Raw genomic sequence first — 24,319 nt, 5'->3', positions numbered from 1 at the left:
CGGATTTGACCGATCGTTGCGAGGAATACGGGTTTCGTAGCAGATCAGCGTTAAGTCCGACGGGCTCCTCTGGCCCAGGCCAGCAGCGGTCGGGTGCGGGCGTGCATGTCCAGCCGCGCGCCCAGCCGCACCAGGTTCCAGTAGTGGCCGTTGAGGGTGCGGGAGAGCAGCAGGGTATCCGCGGGGGGCTGCAGGCGGTCCATGGCGGCCCACACCTTGGGGGTGAGGTCGCGCAGCCGGCGGTGCACCCGCACGTCGGAGAAGTCCTGCACCCCGGGGGCGAACAGCGGCGCCACCGCCTCGGCGGATTCGCGATAGAGGGCCAGCGGCGCCCCCTGGCCCTGACGGCCGCCCAGCTTGAGCAGCGCCTCGTCCATGGCCATGGGGTCCCCCGCCAGGGTGGCATCGAGCAGGGCCATCATGGCGCGCAGGCGCGCCTCGGGGACGGGAATCACCGCCCCCAGGTCGTAGATCACCAGCCGCCCCTGGTCGTCGGCGGCGAAGTTGCCGGCGTGGGGGTCGGCGTGGAGCTCGCGGTGGGTGAACAGCTCCTCGGTGAGCCAGTCGGCCAGGGTCGCGGCCAGCCGCTGCCGACAGGCATCGTCGGCCCCCTCCAGCTCGCGCAGCGGGGTTCCCGCCACGTAGCGCATGGCCAGCACCCGCGGGCCAGAGAGCGACGGCAGTGGCTCGGGGATCACCAGCGTCTCGAGGTGCGCGTAGCGGGCCCGGTAGCGGGCCAGCGCGCAGGCCTCGGCGTGGTAGTCGAGCTCGCCGCGCAGGCTGGCAGCGAGCTCCTCGAACAGGGCATCCAGCCGCACCTGGGGCACCTTGAGCCAGCGCCCCAGCCGCATGATACGCCTCACCTGGGCCAGGTCGCTCTCCAGCACCTCGGCAAGACCCGGGTACTGCACCTTGAGCACCAGGGTATCGCCGTCGCGGGTCACGGCGCGGTGCACCTGCCCCATCGACGCGCTGGCGAAGGGACGCGGCTCGACCTCGCGAAAATGCGCGTCCAGGTCGCCGTACTGCTCCACCAGGGTGCGGCGTATGCCCTCCCAGGGCATCGGCTCGGCCTGGCGCTGCAGCCGCGACAGCTCCTCGACCAGATCCGGCGGCAGCAGGTCATCCCACTGGGCCATGATCTGGGCGAGCTTCATGGCCGGGCCCTTGAGCTCGGAGAGTCCCTCGAAAAGCGCCTCGCCCAGGGCGCGCCAGTCGGCCTGCCCACCCAGGCGAGTGCGGATCATGGCACTGCCGGTGCGGGCTCCCAGCCCCAGCAGACGCCGGGTACGCCCTCGTTCACGCATCGCGATGCCCTCCTCATCCCCTATCGTTTGACTTGCCATGCCCCGAGATTGACGCCATGCCAGCCTGCACAATATCCGTTTGCCTTGGCGGGCCACCCATAATGATACAAACTTTGTACAACAACAAGCCTCCCGACATCTGGCCACGGCGCCGCGATACTGGAAGAATGTCCACCACATAGAGAACCGCCGACCATTCCCATGCGCCTGATCATTGCCGAAAAACCCAGCCTGGCCCGGGCCATCGCCGAGGGGCTGACCGGCAGCGTACGACGCGACGAGGGCGCCCTCCACGCGGGCGACACCGTGATCACCTGGTGTCTGGGCCATCTGCTGGAGCAGGCCCCGCCGGATGCCTACGACCCCGCCTTCAAGCAGTGGCGGCTCGACCACCTGCCGATTCTGCCCGGGCAGTGGAAGCTCACCCCGCGGCCCAAGGCGCGTGGGCAGCTGGCGGTGATTCGCCGGCTGCTCAAGCAGGCCGGCGAGGTGGTCCACGCCGGCGACCCGGACCGGGAGGGGCAGCTGCTGGTCCAGGAGGTGATCGAGCACCTGGGCTGGAAAGGGCCGGTGTCGCGGCTGCTAATCAGCGACCTCAACCGCCCGGCGGTGCAGCGCGCGCTGGCGCGGATCGAGGACAACGCTCGCTACCAACCGCTCTACCGGGCCGCGGAGTCCCGAGCCCGGGCCGACTGGCTCTACGGCATCAACCTGACTCGGGCCTGGACCCTCACCGGCCGCCAGGCGGGCCACGACGGCGTGCTCTCGGTGGGACGGGTACAGACCCCGGTGCTGGGGCTGGTCGTCCGCCGCGACGCGGAGATCCGCGAGTTCACCCCCCGCCCCTTCTTCCCGCTGTGGGTCGACCTGGCCCTGCCCCGGGGACAGCTGCGCGCCTGGTGGCAGCCCGGCGAGCCCCATCCGCTGGACGACCAGGGGCGCCTACTCGCGCGGGAGCCGGCGGCGGCACTGGCCGAGCGCCTGCCCGGCGCCGAGGGGGAGCTCGCCGCCCTGGAGAGCCGCGACAAGCGCCAGCCCGCCCCGCTGCCCTACTCGCTCTCGGCGCTACAGGTCGACGCCGCAAGGCGATTCGGGCTCTCGGCCAAGGCGGTGCTGGATATCTGCCAGCGGCTCTATGAGCGCCACAAGCTGATCACCTACCCCCGCTCGGACTGCCGCTATCTCCCCCAGGAGCATCTGCGTACCGCCCGCGCTACCCTGGAGCGAGCCTGCCAGGCGGACGCCACCCTGGCGCAATGGCTCGCCGGAGCGGACTTCTCCCTGCGCTCCCGGGCCTGGAACGACAAGCAGGTGGGCGCCCACCACGCCCTGGCCCCCACCGGCAAGCCGGCGGAGCTCTCGCGTCTGGAGAAGGCCGAGGCCGACGTCTTTCGACTGATCGCCCGCAACGTCCTGGCCCAGTTCTACCCGCCGCTTGCCACCCGCGAGGTAAAGGCCGAATTCCTGATCCTGGGGGAACGCTTCCGGGCCCGGGGCCAGACCATTCTCCAGCCCGGCTGGAAGCCGCTGTTCACCACCCGCGACGAGGCGCCCCCGCTGCCGCCCCTGGCCGAGGGCGAGCGCTGCCGGGTCGAGCAGGCAGGGGTGGAAGATCGCGAGACCCGCCCCCCAGAGCCCTTTACCGACGCTAGCCTGATCAAGGCGATGATGAACATCGCCCGCTACGTGGACGACTCCGCGGTGCGGCGTACCCTGCGCGAATCCGACGGCTTGGGCACCGAGGCCACCCGGGCCGGGATCATCGAAACGCTGCTGCAGCGCGGCTACCTGGTCAGGCAGGGCAAGGCGCTGCGCGCCACGCGGCTTGGCAGCGCACTGATCGCCTCGCTGCCGGAGGCGGCGACGCGACCCGAGCGCACCGCCCTGTGGGAGCAGCGGCTGGCCGCCATCGCCGAGCAGGGCGACGACCCGAGCGCCTTCGTGGCGGGGCTGATCGAGGACCTACGCGGCCTGCTCGGCGGCGCCGACGCCGAGGGGCTGCGCCGCGCGCTCGCCAGCGCGCAGGGCGAGGAGGCTTCCACCCCGACCCGGCGCCGCACAAGCGCCCCTCGCCGGCGAAGCACCTCGGGAAAGGGCCAGTCGCGGCGCCGCGCCTCCCGCAAGCGGGGCCCCGCATGACCCGGCGGGACAGCCACTGGATCGTCGGCCCCGGCGCCCTGGGTCGCCTGATCGGCCTGCGCCTCGCCGAGCTCGCGCCGGTGACCCTGATCGGGCGCCGGGCGCTGCCCGCCGAGCAGACCCTGGTCACCCCCGGCGGCGAGCCCCTCGTTTCCCATGTGGCCGTCGCCTGTCTCGATGCCCTGCCTGACGACGCCCCCGGGGTCGTCCATCTGACCACCAAGGCCTACGCCGCCGAGGCGGCCTACGGCGCCATCGTCCACCGGCTGCCCGCCAGTACGGCGCTGGTGCTGTGGCAGAACGGTTTCGGCTGCCAGCCGCGCCTCACCGCCCGCCATTCAGGCCCGGTGCTCTGCGCTACCACCACCGAAGGCGCCTATGTCGAGAGCGACGACCGGGTGGTGCATGCCGGCCGCGGCGAGACCCTGCTGGGCGCCCTGGACGGCGGCCACACCGCGCTGGCCGTCGCCCTCGCCGACACCCTGAACGCCGCCGGCCTCGAGGCGCGCGCGGTCACCGATATCCGTCACCGGCTATGGCAGAAGCTGGCCGTCAACGCGGCCATCAACCCGCTGGTCGCGCGCTTTCGCATCCGCAACGGCCAGCTGCGCGACCGCCCCTTCCGCCCGCTGGTCGACGCCGTCATCGATGAAGTAGCAGCGATCCTGGCCGCCGAAGGGATTCCCGCCCCCGAGGAGGGCTGGCATGCTCGGGTCTGGCGGGTCGTGGCGGGCACCGCCGGCAACCGCGCTTCCATGCTGCAGGACGTGCTCGCCGGTCGCCCCACCGAGCGGGAGGCCATTCTCGGCCCCCTGGAGGAGGCCGCCCGGCGCCATGGTCTGGCGGCGCCCCGCCTGGCCGAACTCGACGACTGGCTCGCGGCAGCCCGATGATATATTAGCGCCTGGCGTAACTTCAGCCGGGTTGTTATGCTAGATGGGTATTTGGCAGGCCAAGCGACCGTTCGCTGCCCGCCGTTTCTCGAGGTCAGGTAAGATGAAACCGGGAACCCATGCCGCTGCCGCACTGGCAGTGACTCTATCGCTAGGTGCACCGAATGCGCTGGCCAGCGACGACGTCATGAGCCTGGCAGATACGCTGGCACAGCCGGGAGAACTCGATGCCCCCGCCTATGCCGGTGACAGCCCGGAGCTACTACCGCTAGACAACGGCGTGCTGCTGCAGGGCAACAGCGTCAGCACCCTCGACGGCTTCACCTCGGGCTTTCGCGTGGTGGCCGGTTACCGGCCCCTGACCCTGCCGCGACTCGATCTGGGCGCCGAGATCACCTATCGGACCAGCGACGAGGTACCAAGCGCCTACGCCGGCGAGAACCTACTCCTCAACACCACCAGCCTCGGCGGCAGCCTGATCGCCGGGGTGCGCCTCGGCCAGTTCGGTCTCTATGCCAAGACCGGCTACGCGGACTGGGCCGGCGACCCGGTGAACCATGGCCATGGCGACGGCCGCCAGATGGCAACGGCCGGCACCTCCCGTATCCAGGGATTCGGCGCCAGGCTGCAGCTCAACCGGGCGATCAGCCGCCTGGAGTTCGAGGAGATCGATGCGCCCAGCATGGCGCACCTCAATCAGATCACCGCGTCGGTGCACTTTCCATTCTAGGTTCTAGGTTCGAGGTTCGAGGTTCTAGGTTCGAGGTTCGAGGTTCGAGGTTCGAGGTTCGAGGTTCGAGGTTCGAGGTTCGAGGTTCGAGGTTCGAGGTTCGAGGTTCGAGGTTCGAGCAGGATTGTGCCCTGCCAGCGCCATGACACCAATATCGTTTTCCTCGCGCCTTGCCCCTCGCTCCTCCCGGTCGAAGCCCGGGCCTACCCCGTATTTCGCAGGCCGGCGGCGATCCCCGCCATGGTGACCATCAGGGCGCGAGTGAGTTCGCCGCTGATGGCGCCGTCGGCATCCCGGTTGCGCTGCAGCAGCTCCGCCTGCAGGCCGTGTAGCGGGTCGATGTAGGGATTGCGTACCTCGATCGCCTGGCGGATCAGGGGCATCTGCTCCAGCAGCTGCTGCTGGTCGAGAATCGCCAGCAGCATCGACTGCAGGCGACCACAGCGCTCGCGCAGCTCCTCGCCCAGCGCCTTCAGAGCCGGTTCATCCACCAGCCGCCGCTCGTAATAGGTGGCGATGCCCACGTCGGCCTTGGCCAGCAGCATCTCGAGCATGTCCAGATAGGTACCGAAGAAGGGCCACTGCTCACGCATCTCTTGCAGGGTTTCAAGCCCCCCCTCCTCTTCGATGCGCGCGGCAAAGGCCTCGCCACTGCCCAGCCAGGCCGGCAACATGAGGCGGATCTGGGTCCAGGCGAAGATCCAGGGAATCGCCCGGAGGGTCTCAACGCCGCCGTCCTGACGCCGCTTGGTGGGCCGCGAGCCCAGCGGCAGGCGTCCAAGCGCGCCTTCCGGGGTCACCGCCCGGAAATAGGGTACAAAATCGGGATTCTCGCGGACTACGCTGACGTAGCCGCGATGGGCGATCTCGGCCAGGCGATCCATCTCTTCTCGCCAGTGCGGCTGCGGTGACGGCGGTGGCAGCAGCGTCGCCTCGAGCACCGCACAGGCGTAGATCTCCATGGAGCGCAAGGCGATATCGGGCTGGCCGAACTTGAAGCGAATCATCTCCCCCTGCTCGGTCACCCGCAGGCTGCCGTTCACCGACCCGGGGGGCTGGGAGAGGATGGCCGCATGGGCCGGCCCGCCGCCGCGACCGACCGCCCCGCCGCGGCCGTGAAACAGGGTGAGGTCGACGCCGCGCAGCTGACACACCTCCACCAGCCGCTCCTGGGCGCGGTACTGGGCCCAGGCGGCCGCCAGCTGGCCGGCGTCCTTGGCCGAGTCGGAGTAGCCGATCATCACCTCCTGACTGTCGCCGGCCAGGGCGCGGTAGCCCGGCAGCGCCAGCAGACGGTCAATGACGTCGCCGGCCCGGTTGAGGTCGTCCAGGGTCTCGAACAGCGGCGCGATGGGCAGCGTCACCGCCCCGCCGACCTCCTTCATCAGCAGCGCCACGGTAAGGACATCGGAGGGCTGGGCCGCCATGGAGATGACGTAGGTGCCCAGCGCTTCGGGCTGCTCGCTGGCGATCACCCGGAAGGTATCCAGCACCTCGCGGGTCTCGGCGGAACACTCCCAGCGACGCGGGATCAAGGGACGCCGCGACTCCAGCTCGGCGAGCAGGAAGGCCTGGCGCTGCGCCTCGCTCCAGTCGCGGTAGTGGCCGAGCTCCAGCGCCCCGGTGAGCTCCTCCATGACCAGCGCATGACGGCTCGCCTCCTGGCGAATGTCGAGTTTGGTCAGGGTCACGCCGAACACCGCCACCCGGCGCAGCGTATCCAGCAGGGCCCCGTTGGCGATGGTATCCAGCCCCACGTCGCACAGCGAGCGGTAGCAGGCCAGCAGCGGCGCATAGAGCTGGTCGCGGGTCTCGATGATCGGCCCGCCCTCGAAGCTCTTGCCGTCGAGCTCCGCCTTGGCCCAGTCGCGGGTCGCCTCCACCCGCGTGGCCAGCCGCCGCAGCAGCTCGCGATAGGGTTCGGCGACGTCGCCTACCTCGGCACGCAGCGCGCTGTTGGCCTTCCACATGGAGAGCTCGGCCTTGAGCTGGTCCAGATCGCGGGAGTAGAGATCCGCGGCCATCCAGCGACCCAGCAGCAGCACCTCCCGGGTCACCCGGGAAGTGACGTTGGGGTTGCCGTCACGGTCGCCGCCCATCCAGGAGGCGAAGACCAGCGGGGCGGCATCCAGCGGCAGCCGCTCGCCGGCGGTCTCCAGCAGCAGGCTGTCCAGGTCGCGATGGAAGTCGGGTACCGCCTGCCACAGGGAGTTCTCGATCACCGCGAAGCCCCACTTGGCCTCGTCCACCGGGGTGGGACGCTCGTGGCGAATCTCGTCAGTGTGCCAGGCCTGGCTGATCAGCTCCTCCAGGCGGCCACGCGCGCGGCTGGCCCGCTCGGGATAGTCGGCGGAGGACTCGATGGTCGAGAGGCAATCGTCAATGGCGTCGTACTTCTGGATCAGGGTACGGCGTATGACCTCGGTGGGATGCGCGGTCAGCACCAGCTCGACGCGCATGCTGGCCAGGCTCTCCACCAGCTTGCGCGGCGCATGGCCGGAGTCCCGGGCGCGCGCCAGCAGCTCACCCAGCATGGGCTGGCTGCCGGGGCGATAGTCCTCCACCCGACGAAAACGTGCCCGGTAGTGCTGCTCGGCGATGTTGGCCAGGTTGAGAAACTGGTTGAAGGCGCGGGTCACCGGCAGCAGCTCCCGGTCAGGCAGCTTGCGCAGGAAGTCGATCAGCTCTCGGCTGCTCTGCACATCCCCTTGACGCCCCTGCTTGGCCAGCCCGCGGATCGTCTCGATCCGGTCGACGAACCCCTGGCCAAGATCATCGGCGATGGTACGCCCCAGGCTATCACCCAGAATACGAACGTTGTCACGCAGGGATTCATGCAGATCGTGGCTCATGGCCGGCGTCCTCCTTGGGGCGGTTCGGGGTGGGGTGGTTCATCATGCTTGGCCTGCTGCCAGTAGCGCTCCATGGTGGCAAGGCCCGCGTCCTGAGGCCGCAGCCCCTGCTCACTCAGCGACCGCTCGACGTAGCGAAAGCGGCGCTCGAACTTGGCATTGGTCCCCCGCAGACACTGTTCGGGGTCGGCCTTGAGGGTGCGCGCGAGGTTGGTCACGGCAAACAGCAGATCGCCGACCTCGGCGGCGGCATGGTCACGGTCGCCCAGGGCCAGCGCCTGCTCCACTTCGTCGAGCTCCTCGCGGATCTTGGCCACCACTCCACGGACGTCGGGCCAGTCGAAGCCGACTCGGGCCGCGCGCTTGGAGAGCTTGGCGGCACGCGACAGCGCGGGCAGGGTGCGGGGCACATCGTCAAGAGCAGAGGGCGCCGACGCACCGTCGCCCCGCTCGGCTCGCTCGGCGGCCTTCAGCGACTCCCAGCGGCTGTTGACCTTGCGCGCCTCGATCTCGGCCGCGCTAACCCCGACGGGCCGGCGCGAGGCCAGGGTACCGTCGGGAAAGACGTGAGGGTGGCGACGCAGCATCTTGGCGGTCAGCGCATGGACCACGTCATGGAAATCGAAGCGTCGCTCTTCGGCCCCGAACTGGCTGTAGTAGACCACCTGGAAGAGCAAGTCGCCAAGCTCTCCCGGCAACTCGTCGAAGGCGCGCCGCTCGATGGCATCGGCCACTTCATAGGCCTCTTCCAGGGTGTGGGGGACGATGGAGTCCCAGTCCTGTTTGATGTCCCAGGGGCAGCCATCACGCGGGTCGCGCAGCACCGCCATCAGGGTCAGCAGGTCATCGATGTCGTAGCGCAACTCGCTCATGACGGCTTCCCCTTGCGCTTTCCCTTGCCACCCTTGACACCACTGCGCAGGCGCTTGACGTCGATCACATTGGAGAGCTGCTGGATCCGCGAGAACAGCCGGCCCAGGGTTTCCAAGCCATCGACTTCCACGGTGATGCGCATGCGAGCGATGCCGTCGCGGGTGTCGGTCAGGGTGTTGACCGACAGCACGTTGACCTTGTCATGGCTGAGCACGCTGGTCACGTCGCGCAGCAGCCCCGAGCGATCCCACGCCTGGATCTCGATATCCACGGGATACTGGGTGCGGGCCCGCTCGCCCCACTCCACCTCGATCACCCGCTGCGGCTCGTCGAGGCGCAGCTGCAGGATATTGGGGCAGTCCTGGCGGTGCACCGTGACCCCGCGCCCCTGGGTGATGAAGCCGACGATCGGCTCGCCGGGCACCGGGTGGCAGCAGTTGGCCATGCTGGTCTTGAGGTTGCCCACCCCGAGCACGGTGATGTCGGAGCCGCCGCCCTTGGCGGCGTCGCGGCGCGGCTTGGCCAGCAGCCGGTCGAGCTGCTCCTGATCGTCGGTCTCGCCGAACAGCTGCTGGGCCTGGTGCAGCACCTGGCCGATGCGCAGATCGCCGGCCCCCAGCGCCGCGTACATGTCGTCGGGGCTGACGTAGTTGACCTTGTTGGCCAGCGTCTCCAGGTCCATGTCCTCGATGTCCAGGCGCTTCATTTCTCGTTCGAACAGCGCCTTGCCCTCTTCGAGGTTCTGGCTGCGGGCCTGATGCTTGAACCAGGCCTGGATCTTGGCTCGGGCCCGGGAGGTACACACATAGCCGAGGCTGGGGTTGAGCCAGTCGCGGCTCGGCCCGCCCTTGCTGGCGGTGAGAATCTCCACCTGCTGGCCGGTCTTGAGCTTGTAGGTGAGCGGCACGATGCGGCCGTCGACCTTGGCCCCGCGGCAACGGTGACCCACCTCGGTGTGCACCCGGTAGGCGAAATCGATGGGCGTGGCGACGCGCGGCATGTCGATCACATGACCGTCGGGGGTGAACACGTAGATGCGGTCGGGCGCCACGTCGCTGGAGAGCCCCTCGCGCAGGTTGCCGAAGTCGCCGACCTCCTCCTGCCACTCCAGCACCTGACGCAGCCAGGCGATCTTGTCCTCGTAACTGGTGCTCTTGGCCTTGGTATCGTGCCCCTTGTAGCGCCAGTGGGCGCAGACGCCCAGTTCGGCCTCGTCGTGCATGGCGAAGGTGCGAATCTGAATCTCCAGCACCTTGTTCTCGGGGCCCAGCACGGCGGTGTGCAGCGACTGGTAGCCGTTCTTCTTGGGATTAGCGATATAGTCGTCGAACTCATTGGGAACGTGGTGCCAGCGCGAGTGCACGAGCCCCAGCACGGTGTAGCAGTCCGCCACCTCAGGCACCAGGATACGCACCGCGCGCACGTCGTTGACCTGGGAGAAGTCGATGCGCTTGCGCTTCATCTTTCGCCAGATGGAATAGATATGCTTGGCGCGACCGTTGACGTCGTAGGGGCTGATGCCCTGGGCGTCCAGCAGCCCCTTGAGGGTCTCGACCACCTCGTGGATATAGCGGTCGCGGTCCAGGCGCTTCTCGGCCAGCTGGCGCGCAATGGTCTTGTACTCATCTTCGTGGAGGTAGCGGAAGGAGAGATCCTCCAGCTCCCACTTGAGCTGGCCGATGCCCAGCCGATGGGCCAGCGGTGCATAAATGTCGAAGACCTCCCGAGCCACCTGCAGACACTTCTCGCGAGGAGCATCCCGCACCTGCCGCAGCGCGCAGGTTCGCTCGGCGATCTTGATCAGGGCCACCCGCACATCGTCGATCATGTTGACCAGCATCTTGCGCAGATTGTCCTGCTGGTCGTGCTGCACCATGCCCTGGCTGGGTGTCTGGAGATTGCTGATGGCGGCCATCTGCAGCACCCCGTCGATCAGCCCCGCCACCTCAGAACCGACGTGCTTTTCGATGGCCGGCAGCGACATGAGCCCCTCGCGCACGGCGCGATAGAGCACCGCCGCCTCCAGCGCCGACTGGTCCAGCTTGAGCTCGCCGAGGATATCGGCCATCTCGAGCCCCATGCGAAAACTGGAGCCCGCCGGCAGCCAGGCTTTGTGGGAGCGTGGCGACTCCTCTGCCAGACGCTTGGCCAGCTCGCAGGTGCGACGCATCGCGTCGGGGTCGCGCAGCTTGACGTCCTCCTGCAGGCGCTCGAGCCAATGTTCGATATCGACGTCACCGTCACGGGTCAACGGCTGATCGTCACGCACTTTCACCATCTCGCTACACTCCTTGCGATGGTGGCCGCTATTCGTAGTGCTCGAACAGCAGCACGGATTCCAGATGCGAGGTGTGCACGAAGAGATCGGCCACCGCCGCTTGGCTGATGCGGTAACCGCCATGCACAAGGCGTGCCGCATCCCGCGCCAGGGTGGCGGGGTCGCAGGCCACATAGGCGACCCGAGGCACCGGATGCGCCACCAGGGCGCGACAGGCGGCGTCTGCACCATCCCGGGGCGGGTCCAGCACCACTGCCCCGGGGCGAAGCGCCTCGAGCCGGTCCGCCACGGCGGCCGGGTCGTTGAGGTCGGCCTGGCTCGCATTGACCGCCAGGCCATTGGCCCGGGCATTCTCGGCCAGCCGCGCGACCATCGCCGGGCTTCCCTCCACGGCGCTCACCTGAGCGCCCTCGGCCGCCAGCGGCAGACTGAAATTGCCCACCCCGGCGTAGAGATCCAGCACGGCGCTCCCGTCGAGCGGCGCCAGCCACTCGCGCAGCGTCGCGACCAGGCGACGGTTGACGGCCTCATTGACCTGCAGGAAATCCCCCGGGGCAAAGCCCAGGCGCAGCTCGCCACCGGCCCCAGGCAATCGATAGGCCAGGCTCGGCGGCGCCGTCAGCCATTCGAACACGGGTGTCTCGCGCCCCAGCCAGCGCCCCACGGCCACTCCCTGGGCGGCAGCGAACGCCTGCCAGCGCTGGCAGTCGGTGCCATTCTCGCGCAGCTGGCGCACGATCACCGCCGTGGCGTCATCGCCGGCCACCAGCTCCAGGTGCCCCACCCACCGGGGGGCCTCCAGGGTGGCCAGCAGCGCGCGCAGCGGCGCCAGCAGGGTGGCCAGGGCGGGCACCAGCACGGTGCAGGTGTCCAGATCCACCAGCCGGGTGGCGTGGCGGGCCCGAAACCCCAGGTGCACGCCGCCCTCGGCGTCCACCTTGACGCCTAGCCGGGCGCGGCGCCGGTAGGCGCTCTCCGGCTCGGCCAGCAGGGTCGGGGGCGCTGGCTGCGCGATGCCCTCCCGGGCCAGCAGCTCCTCCAGCACCGACCGTTTGTGGGCACGCTGCGCCTCAAGGGACAGATGCTGAAGGTCGCAGCCGCCACACTGGCCATAGTGGGGACAGGGCGGCACGGCACGCTCGGGAGACGCCGCCACCAGGGTGCGCACGTGGGCCTCGTCGAAGCGTTGACGGGTGCGATGCACCGCCACCTCGACGCGCTCACCGGGCAGCGCCCCCTCGACGAACAGCGTCTTGCCGCTGGCGGCACGGGCCACGCCGCGGCCGTCATGGGCCAGGCGCTCTATGGTCACCGCCTGATCGGCATCGGGGCGGGGCCGGCGTGCAGTCTCTCGCGCCCCCTGCAGGCCGGACACGCCGGAGCGCTTGCGCGGCGGGCGGCGCTTGCCGAGCATCGCCACCTCAGGCCTCCTGTGCGAAAAGGCCGGTGGAGAGGTAGCGGTCGCCACGGTCGCAGACGATGAATACGATCACCGCGTTCTCCACCGCCTCGGCCACGCGCAGCGCACCGGCCAGGGCGCCGCCGGATGAGACACCGGCCAGGATGCCCTCCTCCCGGGCCAGGCGCCGCATGTGCACCTCGGCCTCGTGCTGGCCGATATCGAGCACGCGATCGACCCGCGAGGCGTCGAAGATGCTGGGCAGGTACTCCTCGGGCCAGCGACGAATCCCGGCAATGCTGGCGCCGTCCTCGGGCTGCAGGCCAACGATCTGCACCTCGGGGTTGCGCTCCTTGAGGTAGCGCGACACCCCCATGATGGTGCCGGTGGTACCCATGGAGCTGACGAAATGGGTGATGCTGCCGGCGGTCTGCTCCCACAGTTCGGGGCCGGTCCCCTGATAGTGGGCCAGGGGGTTGTCGGGATTGGCAAACTGATTGAGTGGCTTACCGTCGCCCCGGGCAATCATCGCCTCGGCCAGGTCGCGGGCCTCCTCCATGCCGCCGGCCTTGCTCACGCTGATCAGCTCGGCACCGAAGGCGGCCATGGCCTGCTTGCGCTCGCTCGACGCGCTCTCGGGCATGATCAGCACCATGCGATAGCCCTTGATGGCGGCCGCCATGGCCAGGGCGATCCCGGTGTTACCCGAGGTCGCCTCGACCAGGGTGTCGCCCGGGGCGATGTCGCCCCGACGCTCGGCCTGCTCGAGCATGGAGAGCGCCGGGCGATCCTTGACCGACCCCGCCGGGTTGTTGCCCTCCAGCTTGGCCAGCAGGGTATTGTTGCGGCCCGCCGCAATACGCTTGAGGCGCACCAGCGGCGTGTTGCCGATGATTTCCTCGAGGGTGGGGAAATGCATGTAACCTTCCTTATGGAAACGCCTTTTCATCATTATATCCGGCGCGCCATCCACTGGACAGGCATCCCGCCCGCCTGTGGCATACTGGAGCGCGAATCACCGTGCCAAGGATGCCCCGATGTCGCTCGGAAACCGTTTGACGCTATGGATACTCTGCCTGCCGCTAGCCCTGATGGCGGTAGCCGTGCTGGTGCTTCATCAGGATACCGAGTGGCGCAAGTCGGCCCTGAAGGAGCGCCTGACCCTGGCTGCCGAGCTGCAGGCCCCTGGGCTCGGCGTGGCGCTGGGCGAACAGGACACCCAGCGCCTGGACGCGCTGGCCCGGCAGCTGCTGTCCATCGAGGAAGCCCGCGGGATCGGGCTCTACGAAGGCGATGGGGTCCCCCTGCTTGAGCTGGGACGCAACGACACGTCCGCAGCCGCAGCGCCTCCCGACGCGACACGTCTGGACGATGGCAACGACCGATGGCGGCTGCTGGTGCCGCTGCCCGACGCCGAGCAGCAGACGGGCGCCTCGCCAGCGGCCTGGCTGGAGATCGATATCGACACCCGCTCCCTGACCCTGGACCACTATCGGCGACTGGCGAGCACCGGCCTGATCCTGCTGGTACTGGGGCTCGGCCTGTTCGTGCTGGGCTCGCTGTTGGGGCGGCGACTGGACAGCAGCCTGAGGGACGCCGGCAGCGCCCTGCGCTGCCTGAGGCGTGGCGACTCCCATGTTCGACTCAACGAGCAGGGACCCGCCGAGCTCAGTCAACTGGCGGCGCAGGTCAATGCCCTGGGCGATGAACTCCAGCACTCCCGGGACAACATGCAGCGCCAGATTGAGCAGACCACGGCCGACCTGCAGGAGTCGATGGAGACCATCGAGATCAAGAACATCGAGCTCGACCTGGCGCATCGCCGGGCGCTCGAGGCCAGCCGCATCAAGTCGGAGTTCCTGGCCAGCATGAGCCACGAGATTCGCACCCCCCTCAACGGCATCGTCGGCTTCTGTCGCCTGCTCGGCCGTTCGCGCCTGGACCCCCGCCAGCGAGAGTGGCTCGACCAGGTCCAGGTGGCCTGCGACAACCTGCTGGCGCTGGTCAACGATGTCCTGGATTTCTCGCGCATCGAGGCCGGCCGACTCGAGCTGGACCGCACCGAGCTCGACATGGTGACTCTGGTCGACGAGGCGCTCGGCCTACAGGCGCCGCTGGCGCACCAGAAGGACCTGCAGCTGCTGGGTCTGGTCTACGATGACGTTCCGACCTCGTTGCGCGGCGACCCCCTGCGCATTCGCCAGGTGCTGACCAATCTGGTTCACAACGCGCTGAAGTTCACCGACCGGGGCGAGGTGATCGTGCGGGTCATGGTCGAGGAGTCGGCCGAGCCGGGCCAGGTAGCGCTACGCATAGGCGTCAGCGACACCGGTATCGGCCTGTCGCAGCAGGAGCAGCTCGAGCTGTTCCAGGCCTTTCGCCAGGCGGCCCCCAGCCACCCTCGCCACTACGGCGGCTCGGGACTGGGGCTGGCCATCAGCCGTCAGCTGGTAGAACAGATGGGGGGCGAGATCAGTGTGGAGAGCGAGCCCGGCCGCGGGTCGACCTTCGCCTTCACCCTGCCGCTGGAGTGCAGCGAGCGACAGGCGCCCCCTGCTGAGCGGAGCCTCGACGGCGCTTGCATTGCCCTGCATGAGCCCCACGCCCCCACCCGCCATGCGCTTCGCCACCTGCTCGGCAGCTGGGGCGCCCGGGTGGTCGAGTCCGACACTCCCCTGGCCGCGGTGCCGGACGCCACCCTGATGATCGCCGCACTGCCCACCAGGGCGACCAGCCGACAGCTCGATGAGTGGCAGGGCCGGCTGGAAGCCGCCTCCTGCCCGGTGCTGCTGCTGGCCAATGCCAGCCCGCTGGAGCTGCCCGATCTGGCGCTGCCCGAGGGAGGCGAGATCCTCTGCAAGCCGCTGCCACGCCAAACCCTGGCCGATGCGCTGCGACGCCATAGTACCGCGCGACTCACCGCGGACGGCGAGCGCCGCCAGTCACGTCTGCTGGTGGTGGACGACAATGCCAGCAATCGCCGCCTGCTCGGCGAACTGCTCAAGCGCCCGGGGCTGATCGTCGAGCAAGCCGCCAGCGGCGAGGAGGCCCTGGCGCTGGCCGAAAGCCGCCTCTTCGACCTGGTGCTGATGGACATTCGCATGCCGGGCATCGACGGCGTGGAGACCACCCGCGCCCTGCGCAGGCTCGACGCCGGCTGGGCAAAGTGTCCAGTGATTGCGGTGACCGCCCATGCCCTGGAGGAGGACCGCCGCCAGCTGCTGGAGGCCGGCCTCCAGGGCATTCTGCTCAAGCCGGTGGATGCCAACGAGCTCGAAGGGGTACTGCGCCGCTACCTGGGCGGGGCCGCCGCCCCACCTGCTGCCGAACCCCGCTCGTCGGCGACACAGGCTCATTCTGCCAGCGGCGAACTGGCCACCGTAGACCTGGCCCTGGGGACACGGCTGGCCAATGGCAGCGAGTCCCTGGCGCGCGAGCTGCTCGACGAGCTGGCCAAATCGCTGCCGGCGACCGAGGCAGCGCTGCGTGCCGCCCTGACGGCACACGATGAGGAGGGGCTGTTGGATGCGGTACACGCCCTCAACGGGGCCTGCCGCTACTGCGGGGCGCCCGAGCTGGCGCTGGTGGCCGAGACCCTGGAGACGCGGCTGCGCTCGCGGGGCATGACCGAGATAGCCGCGCTGATGGACGAGCTGCTGCAGGCCATGGCGCGCCTCCAGGCCTGGCACGCCGCTCAGCCTTCGAGCACCACCATGGCCAGCGCCACCTCGGCCTCGTCGGAAAGCGACAGATGAATGGCCTTGACCCCGGCGGCATTGGCCAGCTCACGCGCCTTGCCACCCAGCACCAGCGAAGGGCGGCCCAGGGCGTCGTTGACCACCTGGATCTCGGTCCAGCGCATGCCGCGCCTTAGCCCCACGCCAAGCGCCTTGACGAAGGCCTCCTTGGCGGCGAACCGCTTGGCCAGGTAGGCCCCGGGGGAGACGTGATCGGCCAGCCGCTCGCGCTCCGCTTCGCCGAGCAAGCGCTCGGCGAAGCGGTCGCCGTGGCGGGCAACCGCCGTATCGAAGCGGGCTATCTGGGCAACGTCGGTGCCGATGCCGATGATCATCAGGGTCAGTCGTGGTCTTCGTGGTGGTGGTCATGCTCCTCGAGCGCGGCCAGAAACCCGGCCTCCTGGCCGGCGATGATCAGCCGCTTCATCTCGGCCACCGCCTCCTTGAGCCCCACGAACAGCGCCCGTGCGATGATGGCATGACCGATATTGAGCTCATGGAGCCCGGGAATGGCGGCGATCGCCTCGACGTTATGGTAGTGCAACCCGTGGCCGGCATTGACGGTCAGCCCCAGCTCCAGGGCCATTTCCGCCGCTGCGCTGAGCCTGGCGTGCTCTTTCCGAGCGGTATCGCCGAGGTGCTCGGCATACCCCCCGGTATGCAGCTCGATCACGGGCGCCCCGGCCTTCGCCGCGGCCTCGATCTGAGCCGGTTCCGGATCGATGAACAGCGACACCTCGCAGCCCGCCGCAGCGAGGCGCGAGCAGGCAGCGGCGATGGCGTCGAAGCCGCCGACCACATCCAGGCCGCCCTCGGTGGTGAGCTCCTCACGCTTCTCCGGCACCAGGCAGACGTGGGCGGGACGCACCTGCTCGGCCAGCGCCAGCATCTCCTCGGTGACTGCCATCTCCAGGTTCATGCGGGTGTTGAGCACCTCGGCTAGCAGGCGGACGTCGCGCTCCTGGATATGCCGGCGATCTTCACGCAAGTGCACGGTGATGCCGTCGGCGCCGGCCTCTTCGGCCAGCAGCGCCGCCTGAACGGGGTCGGGATAGCGGGTACCGCGGGCTTGGCGCAGGGTGGCGATATGGTCGATATTGACGCCGAGCAGGATACGGGGGGGGTGCATGGGAGCTCCTTCGGTAAGCCGTAAGCCATAAGCTGTAAGATGGAGTAGCATCTTATAGCCTACAGCCTACAGCTTACAGCTCCCGGACGGAGTCCGGGCGGGCCCGCCGTCGCTCGGCAAGCTGGCGCATCAGCTCTCGCGATCGCAGCGGCCGGGCGCCCAGCAGCGGCGCCAGGGCGGCGCGGGTCACCGCCTTGGCCGGACCGGCGAGGCCGGGCAGGCCCCAGTCGCCGCCGGCCAGCAGCCGTAGGGTACGACCGTCGATGCCCGGCTCCGCCGGGACGAAGGCGCGCGAGGCGGCATCGAAGCGGTAGCGGCGCTGAGGGTCGAGCGCTCGCCCATCGGGCTCGGTGAAGCGCGGCTCGGCATCCAGGGCCTCGAGCAGCGTCACTTCCAGCCGCCGCAGCGCCGCCGCCCGACCCTCGGGGCGCGGCAGCGCCTCCAGCAGCGCCGTGTAGAAGGCAAACACCTCGGGCACCGGCAGCTCCACCGGCAGGGTGCGCGCCAGCAGCTCGTTGGCATAGAGTCCGCACAGCAGGCCTTCGCCGGCCAGCAGCGCCGCCGCGCCGCGGCTCTCCATCAAACGCAGGCGCTTGAGCTCGCCCTCCCCTGTCCAGGTCAGGTGAAGGGGCGCGAAAGGCTGCAGTCGTCCCCGGGAGCGCGAACCGGGACGCTGCACCCCCTGCGCCACCGCCCGCACCCGGCCGTAGTGCAGCGTCAGTAGCTCCACCAGGGCGCTGGTTTCACGGTAGGGCCGCTTGTGCAGCAGGAAAGCGGGCTGGGGAGTCATGGGCGAAGAGGTTCGAGGGTCGAGGGTCGAGGGTCGAGGGTCGAGGGTCGAGGGGCAGGGTTGTCCCCTCGGGGTCACTCAGTCGTGGTCATAACCGAGGCTTTTCAGGGCGCGCTCGTCGTCGGACCAGCCCCGCTTGACCTTGACCCACAGGTTGAGCATGACCTTGGCCTCGAAGGCGCGCTCCATCTCCAGGCGCGCCTCGCGACCGATGTTTTTGATCCGCTCGCCCTTGTCGCCGATCAGAATCTTCTTCTGGCCCTGGCGCTCCACCAGGATGCGGGCGCTGATATGCACCACCCTGCCCTCGTCACGAAACTCCTCGATCTCCACCGTCACCTGATAGGGCAGCTCATCGCCAAGCTGGCGCATGATCTTCTCTCGCACCAGTTCGGCGGCCAGAAAGCGCTGGCTCTTGTTGGTGACCTGGTCTTCCGGATAGAAGTGAAGGCTCTCCGGCAGGTGTTTCGCCACCTCCTGCTCCAGCTCCGGCACATTGGTGCCGTGCTTGGCCGAAATCGGAATGATCGCCTCGAAGTCGCGGCGCGCGCCGACCTCGGCCAGCCAGGGGAGCAGGCTGGCCTTGTCCTGCAGGCGGTCGACCTTGTTGACCGCCAGGATCACCGGCGCCTTCACGTGTTCGAGTCGTTGAAGCACGACCTGGTCCTCATCGCTCCAGCGGGTGCGGTCGATGATGAAGACCACGCAGTCCACGTCGCGCAGGGCCTGGGTCGCCGCCTGGTTCATGAAGCGGTTGATCGCCTTGCTGCGATCCTTGGCCATGATATGGATGCCGGGGGTGTCGACATAGATGAACTGCGCCTCCCCTTCGGTCTTGATCCCCATGACCTGATGGCGAGTGGTCTGGGGGCGCCGCGAGGTGATCGAGATCTTCTGGCCGAGGATGCGATTCATCAGGGTCGACTTGCCCACGTTGGGGCGGCCGACGATTGCCACGAAGCCACAGGTCTGAGTCATGAGTTGCGCCTCTCCCGGGGTTCGAGCTGGGCCAGGGCCGTTTCGGCGGCCTGCTGCTCGGCATGGCGACGGCTGGAACCGGTCCCCAGGGTGTGGGCTTCGAGCAGCTCCACGTGGCACTCCACGGTGAAGGTCTGGTCGTGGGCTTCGCCCTCCACCGAGACCACCTCATAGCGGGGCAGCGGCACTTGTCGCGACTGCAAAAACTCCTGGAGACGGGTCTTGGGATCCTTCTGAGTGTCTTGGAGATCGATCGCTTCCAGCCGCTCGGCGTACCAGGCCAGCACACGGGCACGGGCGGTCTCCATGCCGGCATCCAGATAGATGGCGCCGATCACCGCTTCGACGGCATCCGCCAGGATCGATTCTCGCCGGTGGCCACCGCTCTTCATCTCGCCGGAGCCCAGCCGCAGGCACTCGCCGAAGGCCATCTCGCGGGCCAGCTCGGCCAGCGTCTGGCCGCGCACCAGCCGTGCGCGAAGCCGCGACAGCTGGCCCTCCCGAGCCTCGGGAAAGCGCTGGTAGAGCGCCTCGGCGATCACGAAGTTGACGATCGAGTCGCCGAGAAACTCGAGTCGTTCGTTATTCTGCCCGCCATAGCTGCGGTGGGTCATGGCCAGCTCCAGCAGCACGATATCGCCGAACGAGTGGCCAATGCGACGGCTGAAGGCGTCGAGAATGCGGGCGTTGGAAGAGTTGCTCACGAAGCTCCTGCTTGTTGTCTAGCGGCAATAATGGGGTTTGGCGGCGGCCCGCAGAGCGGACGGCCCGCGGCGAGGGCATGATCGCCCCCGCTCACCGGCGCCTCGAGGCGGCCCCGGCTCAGTGGATACGGCGCACGTTGGAAAAGCTCGGCAGACCACCGTCCCACTGCATCCATACGGCGAAGGCACGGCCGACGATATTCTCCTCCGGGACGAAGCCCCAGTAGCGGCTATCGTTGGAGTGGTCACGGTTGTCCCCCATGGTGAAGTAGTGGCCTTCCGGCACCACCAGCTCGCGCACCCGGGGGCCAGGGTCTCGGGGATTATTGTAGATACGGTGGCTGATCGTGCCCAGCTGCTCCTCCAGCAGCAGCTCGCCCGGCGCCTGGGCAGGACTGTTCTCCAACAGCTGCTTGGGCACCGGCTCGCCGTTGACGTAGAGCTGTTTGTCTTCGTAGCTCAGGGTATCGCCCGGCAGCCCCACGACCCGCTTGATGAAGTTCACCGAGGGCTCGTTGGGAAAGCGGAACACCATGACGTCGCCGCGCTGCGGCTCGCCCAGCTCGACGATGCGCGTATGGGTGACCGGCAGGCGCAGGCCGTAGGCGTACTTGTTGACCAGGATGAAGTCGCCCACCTCGAGGGTCGGACGCATGGAACCCGAGGGGATCTGAAACGGCTCGACCAGGAAGCTTCTCAGCAGCAGCACCACCAGCAGCACCGGGAAGAAGGAACGCGCATAGTCGACCGGCCAGGGCTCCTTGAGCACCTTGGCACGCGCCTCCTCATCGAGCCCCTCGGTGGTAGCGGCCTCGGCGGCGGCCAGGTTGCGGCGGCGCGCCGGTCGCCACCAGACCAGGTCCATGAGCCAGATGACGCCGGTCACCACCACGGCCACCACCAGCAGAAGAGAGAAATCCATGTTGTCGTCGACCCCTAGTCATTCACTTTGAGCACGGCCAGGAACGCATCCTGTGGAATCTCCACTCGGCCGACCTGCTTCATGCGCTTCTTACCCGCCTTCTGTTTCTCGAGCAGCTTCTTCTTGCGGGTGACGTCGCCGCCATAGCACTTGGCGGTGACGTTCTTGCGCAGCGCCTTGACGGTGGAGCGCGCCACCACCTGGCCACCGATGGCCGCCTGAATCGCCACGTCGAACATCTGGCGCGGGATCAGCTCCTTCATCTTCTCGACCAGCACGCGACCCCGGCTGTGGGCGTGATCGCGGTGGATAATCACCGCCAGCGCATCGACCCGGTCGCCGTTGATCAGCACGTCGAGACGCACCAGCTTGGCGGCCTGGAAGCGTTCGAAGTTGTACTCCAGCGAGGCGTAGCCCTTGGAGATGGACTTCAGCCGGTCGAAGAAGTCCATCACCACCTCGGACATCGGCAGCTCATAGGTGAGCTGAATCTGGCTGCCGAGGAACTGCATGTCGAGCTGGGTGCCGCGGCGCTGCTCGCACTCGGTGATGACGTTGCCGACGAACTCCTGGGGCACCAGAATGCTGGCCCGCACGATCGGTTCGCGCATCTCCTCCACGTCGGCCATGTCGGGCAGCTTGGAAGGGTTGGCCACGTACCTCACGTCGCCAGTCTTCATCGCCAGCTCGTAGACAACCGTCGGCGCCGTGGTGAGCAGGTCCAGGTCGTACTCGCGTTCGAGCCGCTCCTGGATGATCTCCATATGCAGGGTGCCAAGGAAGCCGACCCGGAAGCCGAAGCCCAGGGCGTCGGAGTTCTCCGGCTCATACTCCAGCGAGGCGTCGTTGAGCGCCAACTTCTCCAGGGCATCGCGGAAGTCTTCGTAGTCGTCGGCGCTGACCGGGAACATGCCGGCATAGACCTGGGGCTTGACCTTCTGGAACCCGGGCAGGCGCTCGACGTCCGGCGTCTTGGCATGGGTGATGGTATCGCCCACCGGTGCGCCCTGGATGTCCTTGATGCCGGCGACGATAAAGCCCACCTCGCCGGCGCGCAGGATGTCGGTTTCGCGGCGCAGCGGCGTGAAGATGCCCACCTCGTTGGCCTGCCAATCGCGGCCGGTGGACTTGATGCGGATCTTCTCGCCCTTCTTGAGGGTGCCATCGAAGAGCCGCACCAGCGAAACCACCCCCAGGTAGTTGTCGAACCAGGAGTCGATGATCAGCGCCTGGAGCTGGCCGTCCGGGTCGCCCTTGGGCGGCGGGATGTCGCGAACCAGGCGCTCGAGCAGGGCATCGATGCCCAGCCCGCTCTTGGCCGACACCTGGCAGGCATCGGTGGCGTCGAGGCCGATGATCTCCTCGATCTCATGAGAGACCTTGTCGGGGTCGGCCTGGGGCAGGTCCATCTTGTTGAGCACCGGCAACACCTCGAGGCCCTGCTCGATGGCGGTATAGCAGTTGGCCACCGACTGGGCCTCGACGCCCTGCCCGGCATCCACCACCAGCAGGGCCCCCTCACAGGCGTAGAGCGAACGCGACACCTCATAGGAGAAATCGACGTGGCCGGGGGTATCGATGAAATTGAGCTGGTAGGTATTGCCATCTTGGGCGTGGTAGTCGAGCGTCACCGACTGCGCCTTGATGGTGATGCCGCGCTCACGCTCGAGGTCCATGGAGTCGAGCACCTGCTCCTTGAGCTCGCGCTCGGTCAACCCGCCGCAGGTCTGGATCAGGCGATCGGCCAGGGTCGACTTGCCGTGATCGATATGGGCGATGATCGAGAAGTTGCGAATATGCTTCAGCTTGTCGTTGCGTGCGTCGTTGCTCATCTAGCCCGGTCCGGTGTTCGTCGCGGGCGGAAGCGGCAGCATCGGCCGCGCCCCGGCCACGTCGTATGAATTCGATGGCGGGTATTGTACCGGCATGGCGGGGGGTTGGACAGCGCGGCCGCCAGAAGCGGCCGCGCCGGTGGCGCCCTAGAGGGGTGTGGAGGGGCGCCGGGGAAGGCAGGCGGCTAGGTCACCGGTGGTGAAGTGCCGTTACTCTGCAAGCCTCAGCGCCACGAACAGTGAGCGGCCGTCGCGATAGAGGCGTACCGGCAGCGCGCGCTGGCCGTCAAGGGTTCCGGCCAGCTCGGCCAGCTCGGCCGGATTCTCCACCCGCTGATGATCGATACTGACGATGATGTCACCCGGGCGAATACCGGCCTCGGCGGCCGGCCCCTGACTCTGGACCTCACGCACCCGCACGCCGTATTCGATGCCCAGCCGCTCGCGGTCGGCAGCCTCGAGCTCGGCCACCGTCATGCCCAGACGCTCGTGGCCGCTCGGCGCATCGGGCCGTTCGGCGCGCTCATGCGTCTCCGGCCAGTCGGCAATGGTGACCGTCTCGGTGGTCCGTTCGCCGTCACGCATCAGGGTCAGCTCGACATCGTTGCCCGGCACCACTCGCCCGATCAGCCGCGGCAGGGTGCTGGAGCGCTCGACCTCCTCGCCGTCGACCTCGAGAATCACGTCACCGACCCGCAGGCCGTCACGTGAGGCCGGCCCTTCCGGGTCGAGATCGGCGATCAGCGCCCCGCGGGGACCGTCCATGCCGAACGATTCGGCCAGATCGCGGGAGACCGGCTGAATCATCACGCCCAGCCAGCCGCGGCGCACCCGCCCATCATCACGAATTTGATCCGCCACCCCCATGGCCACGTTGATGGGAATGGCGAAGGAGAGCCCCATGAAACCGCCGCTGCGAGTGAAGATCTGGGCGTTGATGCCGACCACTTCGCCGTCGAGGTTGAACAGCGGCCCACCCGAGTTGCCCGGGTTGATGGCCACGTCGGTCTGGATGAAGGGCACATAAGCGTCGCGCGGCAGCGTACGGTTGATGGCGCTGATGATCCCAGCGGTAACCGAGTGCTCGAAGCCGAAGGGAGAGCCGATCGCGGCCACCCATTCGCCGACCTTCAGGTCGTCCGAGTCGCCAATCGCCAGGGTGGGCAGATCCTCGGCCTCCACCTTGAGCAGGGCCACATCGGTCTGACTGTCGGCGCCGATCAGCTCGGCCTCCAGCTCGCGCCGATCGGCGAGGCGGACGATGATCTCATCGGCACCCTCGACTACGTGGGCGTTAGTCAGAATGTAGCCGTCGGCACTGATGATGAAGCCGGAGCCCAGCGACTGACGCTCCTCGCTGCGGCCACCGCCCCCCGGCGGCTGCGGAAAACGCTCGCCGAAGAAGTGGCGGAAGATATCGGGAATCTCCTGCCCACCGAACCCCTGGAAGGGATCGCGTCGCTCCACCACCCTCGTCGAGGCGATATTGACCACCCCCGGGGCGGCCTGCTCGACCAGCTCGGTGAAATCCGGCAGGTCGCGCGCCTGAACCGACTGCCAGGCCAACATCAAGGCGGCCACGACGGCCCAAAGGGAAAGGTGTCGCATCATTGGCTTCATGGAATGCTCCTGCATCAGCTTGCTCGTTCTCAACGACTCATTGTTTGCGACTTGAGGAAGCCGTCACCCACTCCCATAACCACAGCCGACAAGAAAGGTTCACAAACAGCAATCTCCGCCACGCCTCTGCCACCCA

The 24,319-nt window shown here is 68.2% G+C and carries 18 protein-coding genes; 4 read left to right on the top strand and 14 right to left on the bottom strand.

What is annotated here, in order from left to right:
- Nucleotides 1–50 precede the first annotated feature (50 nt).
- A complete protein-coding gene (locus ACZIYR_RS07110; RefSeq protein ID WP_483528698.1) occupies nucleotides 51–1,307 on the bottom strand; it encodes an ABC1 kinase family protein in 1,257 nt (418 codons plus the stop codon).
- Between the two features lie 201 nt (nucleotides 1,308–1,508).
- Between ACZIYR_RS07110 and ACZIYR_RS07105 the strand changes: the two genes are divergently transcribed.
- The 3 genes from ACZIYR_RS07105 to ACZIYR_RS07095 all read left to right on the top strand — a co-directional run bounded on the left by ACZIYR_RS07105 (nucleotide 1,509) and on the right by ACZIYR_RS07095 (nucleotide 5,069).
- Nucleotides 1,509–3,446, top strand: coding sequence for a DNA topoisomerase III (locus ACZIYR_RS07105; RefSeq protein WP_483528697.1), 1,938 nt, complete (start codon nucleotides 1,509–1,511; stop codon nucleotides 3,444–3,446).
- The gene (locus ACZIYR_RS07100) at nucleotides 3,443–4,339 is read left to right on the top strand and encodes a ketopantoate reductase family protein (RefSeq protein WP_483528696.1); all 897 of its coding nucleotides are present in this window, start codon (nucleotides 3,443–3,445) and stop codon (nucleotides 4,337–4,339) included. Before ACZIYR_RS07105 ends, ACZIYR_RS07100 begins: the two co-directional genes overlap by 4 nt.
- Nucleotides 4,340–4,442: 103 nt before the next feature.
- Nucleotides 4,443–5,069, top strand: coding sequence for a hypothetical protein (locus ACZIYR_RS07095; protein WP_473033063.1), 627 nt, complete (start codon nucleotides 4,443–4,445; stop codon nucleotides 5,067–5,069).
- 203 nt (nucleotides 5,070–5,272) lie between these two features.
- On the opposite strand, the gene ppc is transcribed toward ACZIYR_RS07095, so the two are convergent.
- From ppc to cysM, 5 genes are read right to left on the bottom strand one after another with little or no spacing between them, the layout of a single operon-like run.
- Nucleotides 5,273–7,921, bottom strand: a complete 2,649-nt coding sequence (gene ppc / locus ACZIYR_RS07090; RefSeq protein WP_483528695.1) for a phosphoenolpyruvate carboxylase — start codon at nucleotides 7,919–7,921, stop codon at nucleotides 5,273–5,275.
- Entirely contained in the window at nucleotides 7,918–8,793 is an 876-nt protein-coding gene (gene mazG / locus ACZIYR_RS07085; protein ID WP_483528694.1) for a nucleoside triphosphate pyrophosphohydrolase, read from the bottom strand. The genes ppc and mazG overlap by 4 nt, the downstream gene beginning before the upstream one ends.
- Complete coding sequence (gene relA, locus ACZIYR_RS07080; protein WP_483528693.1) at nucleotides 8,790–11,072, bottom strand: GTP diphosphokinase; 2,283 nt, start codon at nucleotides 11,070–11,072, stop codon at nucleotides 8,790–8,792. The genes mazG and relA overlap by 4 nt, the downstream gene beginning before the upstream one ends.
- Nucleotides 11,073–11,100: 28 nt before the next feature.
- Nucleotides 11,101–12,492 (bottom strand): TRAM domain-containing protein, encoded by a 1,392-nt coding sequence (locus tag ACZIYR_RS07075; protein WP_483528692.1) that lies wholly within the window; start codon nucleotides 12,490–12,492, stop codon nucleotides 11,101–11,103.
- 1 nt (nucleotide 12,493) lies between these two features.
- Complete coding sequence (cysM, locus tag ACZIYR_RS07070; protein ID WP_483528691.1) at nucleotides 12,494–13,390, bottom strand: cysteine synthase CysM; 897 nt, start codon at nucleotides 13,388–13,390, stop codon at nucleotides 12,494–12,496.
- 118 nt (nucleotides 13,391–13,508) lie between these two features.
- Here cysM and ACZIYR_RS07065 point away from each other — a divergent pair, with 118 nt between their 5' ends.
- Nucleotides 13,509–16,226 carry a response regulator gene (locus tag ACZIYR_RS07065; RefSeq protein ID WP_483528690.1) on the top strand — a complete coding sequence of 906 codons (2,718 nt, stop codon included), beginning with the start codon at nucleotides 13,509–13,511 and terminating at the stop codon, nucleotides 16,224–16,226.
- On the opposite strand, the gene acpS is transcribed toward ACZIYR_RS07065, so the two are convergent.
- The 8 genes from acpS to ACZIYR_RS07025 form a co-directional block, all read right to left on the bottom strand.
- Nucleotides 16,166–16,543 carry a holo-ACP synthase gene (acpS, locus tag ACZIYR_RS07060; RefSeq protein ID WP_473033058.1) on the bottom strand — a complete coding sequence of 126 codons (378 nt, stop codon included), beginning with the start codon at nucleotides 16,541–16,543 and terminating at the stop codon, nucleotides 16,166–16,168. The genes ACZIYR_RS07065 and acpS overlap by 61 nt on opposite strands.
- A 5-nt stretch (nucleotides 16,544–16,548) precedes the next feature.
- Nucleotides 16,549–17,337: a pyridoxine 5'-phosphate synthase gene (gene pdxJ / locus ACZIYR_RS07055; protein ID WP_483528689.1), complete on the bottom strand. Its 789-nt coding sequence runs from the start codon at nucleotides 17,335–17,337 to the stop codon at nucleotides 16,549–16,551.
- Between the two features lie 73 nt (nucleotides 17,338–17,410).
- On the bottom strand, nucleotides 17,411–18,127 hold the full coding sequence (recO, locus tag ACZIYR_RS07050) for a DNA repair protein RecO (RefSeq protein WP_483528688.1): 717 nt from the start codon (nucleotides 18,125–18,127) through the stop codon (nucleotides 17,411–17,413).
- Between the two features lie 78 nt (nucleotides 18,128–18,205).
- On the bottom strand, nucleotides 18,206–19,105 hold the full coding sequence (era, locus tag ACZIYR_RS07045) for a GTPase Era (RefSeq protein WP_473033056.1): 900 nt from the start codon (nucleotides 19,103–19,105) through the stop codon (nucleotides 18,206–18,208).
- Nucleotides 19,102–19,809: a ribonuclease III gene (rnc, locus tag ACZIYR_RS07040; protein ID WP_483528687.1), complete on the bottom strand. Its 708-nt coding sequence runs from the start codon at nucleotides 19,807–19,809 to the stop codon at nucleotides 19,102–19,104. Before rnc ends, era begins: the two co-directional genes overlap by 4 nt.
- Before the next feature lie 118 nt (nucleotides 19,810–19,927).
- Nucleotides 19,928–20,731, bottom strand: a complete 804-nt coding sequence (lepB, locus tag ACZIYR_RS07035; RefSeq protein WP_473033053.1) for a signal peptidase I — start codon at nucleotides 20,729–20,731, stop codon at nucleotides 19,928–19,930.
- A 14-nt stretch (nucleotides 20,732–20,745) separates the two neighbouring features.
- The gene (gene lepA, locus ACZIYR_RS07030) at nucleotides 20,746–22,563 is read right to left on the bottom strand and encodes a translation elongation factor 4 (protein WP_473033052.1); all 1,818 of its coding nucleotides are present in this window, start codon (nucleotides 22,561–22,563) and stop codon (nucleotides 20,746–20,748) included.
- A gap of 210 nt (nucleotides 22,564–22,773) precedes the next feature.
- A complete protein-coding gene (locus ACZIYR_RS07025) occupies nucleotides 22,774–24,183 on the bottom strand; it encodes a DegQ family serine endoprotease (protein ID WP_483528686.1) in 1,410 nt (469 codons plus the stop codon).
- Nucleotides 24,184–24,319 lie beyond the last annotated feature (136 nt).

This window comes from Billgrantia sp. NRB1, from assembly GCF_056921725.1.
Note: the sequence above shows the minus strand (reverse complement) of the source record. Positions and strands in the feature narration are given on the sequence as shown.